Source organism: Natrinema hispanicum (genome assembly GCF_900111485.1).
GTDB classification, from domain to species: Archaea; Halobacteriota; Halobacteria; order Halobacteriales; family Natrialbaceae; genus Natrinema; species Natrinema hispanicum_A.
On sequence record NZ_FOIC01000035.1, the window covers coordinates 15,356 to 22,747 of the forward strand.

The window sequence follows — 7,392 nt, forward strand, 5'->3', positions numbered from 1 at the left end:
CACATCGAGGACGTACCGGCGGCGGGCGTTTTTCAGCGCCGTGAAAATCTCGCCGTCTGTCTCGTCGAACGCTTGCGCGGGGCTCGGAGTGGTTGTCAACATAACATGATCATGCATGGGATATTCAAAAAGGCTAGCGGATCAGTGGGTGTCCCTTCACATATCAGTAGTCCACACTGGCGGTCTACTCCCGATCCTACTCAAAACCGCCTGTCCGCGATAGATTAAACACCCACGTAACGGAATACTACTACGTGGCTGACCTCCAACTCGATTTCGACGACGATCTAATCGCTGTCGACGACCACGACCGTCAACAGCGGCTCATGGCTGCCCGCGACGGCGACGGGTGGACTATCTTCGAAGGGTCGATCAACGGCTCGCAGTCACTCTCGAAACGGGGCAGCGTCGAGACAGCGAATCAGGTTCTCGTTGCTGCATTACAGTGGGTCGCTGAGAACGACGAGTAGCTATTTCTCTTGCACGCGCTTGAGCATGGTCACTCCGCAGTCCGATACCGATCGATTCGGGCTTTGCTCTCCGCATAGGACCGACTCAAGTCGTAGATTGGATCATCGGGCAGCGGGGCTTCACTGTCGGGCACCGTTGCGACCGGCAGGTCAGTCGCCGTGAGCACGTCGCCGAACCAGCGATTTCCACTCGCCGAGTCGTCACCCATTATCTCGCGCAGGCGCGTGAACGCGTCGCCGACCTCCGCATACGCCTCGTTGAACTCGGTTAGCCACGCTTCCAGGTCCCCAAGATCGTCGTCGACACCGGCCTCTCGCAGCGCCCCGGCAACGCGGTCGGCCACATCGTCCTCCCACGCGTTGCCCTGTCGGTCGTTCTTTCGCGACAGTTCGAGGTCAGTGTATCGCTCGAGGGCCTCACGCACGATAGGGGAGAACTCAGCCTAATACACCGTTGGCTGTCTGCCCGACTTTTTCGAGTATCTTATAGAGATGTCTTCCAATTACCCATATAGTATTTATTTACTATAATATGAGAAGATTTTTAACCAGTGTATTGAATAGATTCTATTAGATTCATACGGCTATTACCAATGGTTCGAACTACTCGCCGCAATGTGTTGAAGTATAGTGGTAGTGGACTATTCGCTAGTCTTGTAGGAGCGACAACCGTCTCTGGAGCAGCTAAGCAACCTGTTTTCATACACGGAGCTAATAATTCCCAGTCTCATGCAGCAGCCGCTGCACACGATCACGGTGGAGCGGTCGTTTACAACTACGAGAACTTTGACTTCGTAGCTGCGCGAGTTCCAAATAAAGCCATTGAAGATGTCCGTGTTGATGAACGTGTTAGCCATATTCAACAGGATTCAGTCGTGTCTCTCGCAACACCCACTGAAATTGAGCAGGTGAAGAAGAACAATGGAAGAGGAAATAGCGGAAATGGTGGTGGAAGTGGAGGATGTTCGTCTCAGCCTGATCAGCGTATGCCGTGGGGATACGACCGCATTGATGCCGACCTCGTCACGGAAGCAACGGGTACGGGTGTTAATGTTGGTATCCTCGACACGGGCATCCAGTCGGATCACTGTGACCTGACCGTTACTGGCGGGACAAATTTCATGAAAGGTAGTCCAAACGATTACTCTGATGATAACGGGCACGGGACTCACGTTGCTGGAATCATTGCTGCCACAAACAACACGCTTGGAACGGTTGGCATTGCACCAGACTCGACACTGTGGTCTGTCCGCGTTCTTGACCAGACAGGTAGCGGTCGCTGGAGTGACATCGCCGCTGGTCTTGACTGGTGTATGTCCAACGGGATTGAAATCATCTCGATGAGTATTGGTGGGTCATACAACGATTCAGTGGCCACTGCTATCTCTGAAGCAGACGATGCTGGGCATCTCATTATTTGTTCGGCGGGGAACGGAGGTAACAACGAAGATGGGAGTTGCGAAGAAGAAAATATGACATTCCCTGCGACGCACTCGAGTACGATTGCCGTTGCGGGAATGGACGAAGACAATCAGTCCGATACGTTCCTTGGGGAATATAGCAGTCTTGGCACTGCAGTTGATCTTCTAGCCCCAGGAACGAACGTTCTCTCAACCTACCTTGGAAACGACTATCGACAGATGACAGGAACATCGATGGCTGCACCACATGTGACCGGTGTTGCTAGCCTCGTTTGGGAGACGATGGGTGCGTCGCTAACTAATGAAGACGGTGATTCGACCACTGCAGAGCCAAACGATGAAATTCAAGATATCCTCCTCACTAGTGCAGAGACTGTCCTCGGTACTTGTGAAGAAGGTGCTGGTCTTGTCAATGCTGCAGCGGCTATTGACGAAGCCGTGACACGCTCGAATTAAAAGTAGAATTGGTTGAATTTCTTCAAGGAAAGCCTTTATTATACACTGTGATGAATGTGTATGTATGGCTGGAAATGATGGCCAGAAAAGGAGAAGAGTGTTACAGAATATCGGGATTGGATCAGCGGCCACCCTGTCTTCTATCCCAGTGACGGGGGCTGCCAGAAATGATAAAAAACAAGATCTTGTAGGGCTGTCTTATGATACCCTAACTCATGGGACTGGTGCAGAAGCAACCGGACAGATTCCTTCTCAAGATTACTCTAATGGAGTGATTGAGGTTGCTGGGTTCAGTATCCCATTTGGGAAATTAAACAAGCACTCCGTAAAATCAGATAGAATAGCATCTCGTTATGTCGGTGTTCTAGATGATGAAGAATTTGTTTCTAAGGATAACCGTTTAGATCAAAACATCCCATTAAAAGTTCATATAGACCAAAATGAGGATTGCATCTCTGGTATGCTAAGCCGTCCGTCGGGAGGATTTGGGAGGCTAGGCTTCTATCTCATATCTCCCGACAAATTAAATGATAAAAAGGGTTTATTCAGACCAAATACTGCCCCTGAATGGGAAGACCATCCCCTAAACTTTGAAGTGCCAAGTGAGGGTCTTCCAACGGACTCTTCCCCAGGTCGTCTATTAAAATACAAAAAAGGTCAGCGTAAATCTGAGGCAAGAAAGAATGAGATGGAGGGTAATGTTAGTACTACATCTACTTCTGCTGATAGTGGTGTCCTTACCGAATTTTCACATCAGAGTACACTTGACGGAGACTGTGTAGATACAGATTATCAGGTGAATTTTGGTGTTCAGTCCGATATTAAAAAATATCATGAATACGATGAGATTGAAGAAGGCGACTCTAATACATGGAGATTTTACGTATACTTTGGTAATAGACCTAATGACATATTTGAATGTGACTCTATAAATTACATTCGGCCAAGCAACTACTCCTTACATGTTGAACCGTTCTATGACGATCAAAAAGATTATATTCATTTCTCTCATCCTCAACCAGATGACGAGGATGGACAAACCGAGAACGAGGAACTTGGACTAGCCTTAGATCTTATTGGTAGTGGGAATCTTGCTGGAGTTGGAGCATCTATTGCTAAATATATTATGAGTGGATCTGGAAGTTCAACCACAGTGAATTATTACGATTCAGGAACGATATATGACTTTGATGTTGATCTCGATGGGTCATATGATGACTTACCAAGAGAATTATCCGACGAATGTCAAACCACTCAATTTTCATTGAGAGTTAATAATGAATGGCCTGCCGATGATATGCTGTGTTCAATTGAATTCCAACCAGAATACACTTTCTACTATGCAGATAGTACTTCCTGTACTAGTTGCTATTCTGCCACTCCTGTTGGTATGTACAAGACCGTTACACCAGACTGGAGCAAAGCACCAGAAGCCTGGTATGATTCAGTAGACAAGGTATAGAATCGTCATTCAATATTTGTAATATTTCTGTTAGCAGCACAACCACCTCTAGGATCAATATACTCGTCATACACTCTAAAACCAATATTATCACCTACCGCGCCGTCCCCACAATTTATTGATGTTTCCATTGTTTCTTTACGATTGTCATCAACAATTATTGTAGCTTTTAATTCTGAACCTTCGGATAAATTGTCCATTTTCACCCGATATCTTGAGGAAGGACCAGATGATACCTGGCTTTGTGAAGGTAGTCCAAAGTCTTGCTCAATAATTTTCTTATCATTATGAATAACCAACAACTGTATTTCAATAGGTTCATCAGTGTGGTTTATAACCATTGTTTGTAAAATTCGAGATTCATTCCGAAACGAGGAACATCCAGCTATGGCGCTTAAAAAAGCCGGTGTGGAAATGAGTACCTCTCTTCGGCTCAAATTGTGAGTCATACTTAGTAAAATCATTTCCTTATCTAAATAACTTATTCTTTGGGACTGTCAAATCGATACTAAAAAGGTCACCGCGGGCTTTGCCCACTCCAGTTGAGAATTCCGTTATACAGATTCGACGTCTGCGTTGAATCACTAGACGACATCGGTGTAGGTCAGTAAATCGAGGGAGTCGAAGCTGGCGAATGTGGTTGTTCATGAGACAGATTTTGGTCCCGTCCCAAACTCATCTAGAGTAGTAACCGACTTCTGGGGAAACAGGGTCACCTCTGGTACCTACCACCAAATGACCCCATGCACGCCACAATTGACGCGTAGCTCACAGTTAGTCTTGACCAAGACAAAACGCTACCGCTTGCCACTCTTGCTGAATCTCTCACTGAGATTTAGCAGTCTACGCCTCTCCTCTCCTATCAACAGACAGGTCCTGATACTAATGAAGAGTCCTTCATTCGAAGACAGGAGTGCGTCGCTTCAGAGTCGCCTACCGAAATCTCACGGGTTCTCATTTGGATTCACTTCTTGACCTCGGGCGAGTTGATTGATGGCTACAGAGACGATTTCCAGATGACGTTGAGACGGATGGTTAGTTGAATGAGTCTGAGCATGGGACAAAACCATTATTGGTGTTCCATACGGGTAGTCAGAATGTTCATTCATGGTGCGGCCAACGCAGCAGCGCGAACGTGACCAGATGTCGGTAACGGAAGCCGACGAACATGAAAATGAAAATCAGAGTGAAGAGCAGACGTGTCCTGAATGCGATTCAGGCGCTCTCGTTGCTAGCAACGATAGTAACGAAATCATTTGTGAGGATTGCGGCCTCGTTATCGAAGAGCAAAATATCGACCACGGTCCAGAATGGCGCGCGTTCAATCATGCCGAACGGCAGAACAAAAGCCGGGTTGGTGCACCCACAACCCAGACGATGCACGACAAAGGGTTGACCACCCAGATCGACTGGAAAAACAAGGACGCACACGGAAGATCGATCTCTTCAAAGAAGCGTAATCAGTTGAATCGACTGCGCAAGTGGCAAGAACGGATTCGAACCAAGGATGCAGGTGAACGAAACCTCCAGTTTGCGCTTTCGGAACACAGATTCTGAGGGCACAGGAGAAAGGGGTGTTCCGCCGGGAACACCCCGAGTGATCACGACGACTGATTTGCTGAATTGCTCACCAACTCGATGAATCCAACTTCCGAGCCGAGAAAATTCCATTCTCCTCCGGCTATCCCGCTGAGTGCTCCCGCTTCGCCTCCGATTCCAAGAATCGTGAGGCTCGCTTGAGATTCGTCCCGATAGCTTTCGCTATCGACGCGTTCTTCACCTTAATCGTCCCCGTGAACCGTGCTTTCTCCCCATCCTGGTAATACACCTCATTGACCAACGACTCAGCCCCAGCGCGTAAGTTCAGAAACTCCTTCTCTGCTGGATTATCCAACCGCTTGCGTCGGTGAGCAAGTGCTAATTTCCGCTCGTAGAAGCCGTAACTGTAGAACTTCTGTTTCTCCCGGACGAAGCAATTCTCCCTGTGTGGACAGTCTTCACAGAACTCTTTCCCCATTCGCCCTGAGATACGACCACTCTCGGGCATGTACCGCTGCTCGAATGGTTCGTGTCCGGCGGGACACGCAACCATTCGGTGGTCGTCCCACTCTGCATCCGCTAGCGATAACTTCTCTGCAGGAGGCCGCTGCCCGGTTAGTCCCGTGAAGTGCTGCGTGATCCCATGATCATCGCAGCACGCCTCTACTTCTTTGTGCGTGTAGCCACCGTCAACGAGGAGATCCGTTAACCCGGTCTCCTCCGGCAATTCTGGCACGTCTTCGGCTAACAGATCACCATCGTCTGTGTTGTTCGTGTCAACGCGAATCGTCGTGATCAGTCGAAATGGGTTCTCTCCGCCACAGGTCTCAGCGACGTTCGCTTTGTAGCCGCAAAAAGACTCACCGCCCTTCCGGCGGTGAGTCGCATCCACGTCGTGGGGATTTTGCATCGACCCGCTACTGATCTCGTCGGGCTCTTTCAGCCCGACGCGATCTTGCTCGTGGTCGTCCTCATTGGACTGGGCTGGCTCATCACTGGCCTGCTCGTGGCCTGTCTCTCCCTCGCTGGATGTGAAGGTTCTAAGTGGTTCCCATCCCGGTGACGGCGAGTCACCGGGATGGTCGTCATCGTCGTCTTCATCGTGATCACGGTCATCGTCTTCGAGTTCAGGAATGCGGTAGCACTGTTCGTCGAGGATTTGCTGGAGATGAGCAAAACTCTCCAGTTCAGCGTAGTTTTGCTCCTCTTCGAACCTGTCGATCAACCAAGTAGCATGCTCGATGAGTGTTTCCATGGTCGAGTTGATCTCACCTGGCTCCAGTTCATAGGATAGCTCCAGGTTCTCCGTATCGGCGAATTCGTCTAGTCCGGCAGGGAGTTCCTGGACGATCTCGTCGGGGAGATCGTCCAGGAAGTTGTGAACGACTTTGGCGATGAGATCGATTCGGGAGAGTTGCTTGATGTTAGCCTCGATAAACGTCGAATCCATTCGCTGGGTACTGGCATCGATCTCGAACTCGTCTTGGAGGTAGCTTCGGTGATCCTGGAAAACCTCGTGCAACAGGTCTTGACCAGTCTCTTCTTCGTGTTCCAGTAAGCGTCGGCGGAAATTGGTGAACGTTTTCGCACAGATGTTGTCACCGAGCGTTTCCTTCCCTAGCGCGTTCCTGACGCGAAAATCGAACAGATAGGCGTGTTCGAGCTGCTCATCAGATAGCCCAAGCAGGTGCTTGATGATTTCCAGGGAAACCAACTCGTTGACCGGTTTGTTCGGCCGGCTATACCCGTCATGGTATAGCTGGCCGAACTTCTTCTCATCAATCTGGGTGAAGACATGTTCGTAGAAATGAGTAGACCAGTGATTCTGTAACTTCGTCTTTAGTCCGGATTGTAGGTCTTTTACAGGCGAAAACAGTGCTTCCTGCTGATACTCATTATTCTCTTTAAACACGTCTTACCCCAATACTGCGACTATTCGAGCTGAAGTGACGTATAGCTTTTCAATATAATTTCAGTAAGTTTTTCACTGCCTACGCGTAGCCCATAAGCCGTCTGACCGGACCCCTTTCTACTTCGCCCTCAG

Annotated in this window: 6 protein-coding genes and 1 pseudogene; 4 read left to right on the forward strand and 3 right to left on the reverse strand. The window is 48.9% G+C overall.

Annotation, left to right across the window (positions count from 1 at the left end; all coding sequences use genetic code 11):
• Positions 1-254: 254 nt before the first annotated feature.
• Entirely contained in the window at positions 255-470 is a 216-nt protein-coding gene (locus tag BSG09_RS17555; RefSeq protein ID WP_092935420.1) for a hypothetical protein, read from the forward strand.
• A gap of 29 nt (positions 471-499) precedes the next feature.
• Here the strand turns inward: BSG09_RS17555 and BSG09_RS17560 are convergent, their stop codons facing one another.
• Positions 500-895 carry a hypothetical protein gene (locus tag BSG09_RS17560; protein ID WP_092935422.1) on the reverse strand — a complete coding sequence of 132 codons (396 nt, stop codon included), beginning with the start codon at positions 893-895 and terminating at the stop codon, positions 500-502.
• Positions 896-1,063: 168 nt separating this feature from the next.
• On the opposite strand from BSG09_RS17560, the gene BSG09_RS17565 reads away from it, so the two are divergent.
• Together BSG09_RS17565 and BSG09_RS17570 are read left to right on the forward strand one after the other, a co-directional pair.
• Positions 1,064-2,347 carry a S8 family peptidase gene (locus BSG09_RS17565; RefSeq protein ID WP_092935424.1) on the forward strand — a complete coding sequence of 428 codons (1,284 nt, stop codon included), beginning with the start codon at positions 1,064-1,066 and terminating at the stop codon, positions 2,345-2,347.
• A 64-nt stretch (positions 2,348-2,411) separates the two neighbouring features.
• Entirely contained in the window at positions 2,412-3,809 is a 1,398-nt protein-coding gene (locus BSG09_RS17570; protein ID WP_223174814.1) for a hypothetical protein, read from the forward strand.
• Positions 3,810-3,814: 5 nt separating this feature from the next.
• Here the strand turns inward: BSG09_RS17570 and BSG09_RS20385 are convergent, their stop codons facing one another.
• Positions 3,815-4,258: a hypothetical protein gene (locus BSG09_RS20385; RefSeq protein WP_130501899.1), complete on the reverse strand. Its 444-nt coding sequence runs from the start codon at positions 4,256-4,258 to the stop codon at positions 3,815-3,817.
• A 658-nt stretch (positions 4,259-4,916) separates the two neighbouring features.
• Here BSG09_RS20385 and BSG09_RS17575 point away from each other — a divergent pair.
• Positions 4,917-5,354: pseudogene (locus tag BSG09_RS17575) on the forward strand (transcription initiation factor IIB); the annotation flags it as partial.
• A gap of 136 nt (positions 5,355-5,490) precedes the next feature.
• Here the strand turns inward: BSG09_RS17575 and BSG09_RS17580 are convergent.
• The gene (locus BSG09_RS17580) at positions 5,491-7,260 is read right to left on the reverse strand and encodes a transposase (protein ID WP_092934829.1); all 1,770 of its coding nucleotides are present in this window, start codon (positions 7,258-7,260) and stop codon (positions 5,491-5,493) included.
• Positions 7,261-7,392 lie beyond the last annotated feature (132 nt).

Bases quoted from the DNA above. Each gene is read 5' to 3' on its own strand.
- BSG09_RS17565 (WP_092935424.1), top strand. From the start codon at position 1,064: ATGGTTCGAACTACTCGCCGCAATGTGTTGAAGTATAGTGGTAGTGGA.
- BSG09_RS17570 (WP_223174814.1), top strand. From the start codon at position 2,412: ATGGCTGGAAATGATGGCCAGAAAAGGAGAAGAGTGTTACAGAATATC.
- BSG09_RS20385 (WP_130501899.1), bottom strand. From the start codon at position 4,258: ATGACTCACAATTTGAGCCGAAGAGAGGTACTCATTTCCACACCGGCT.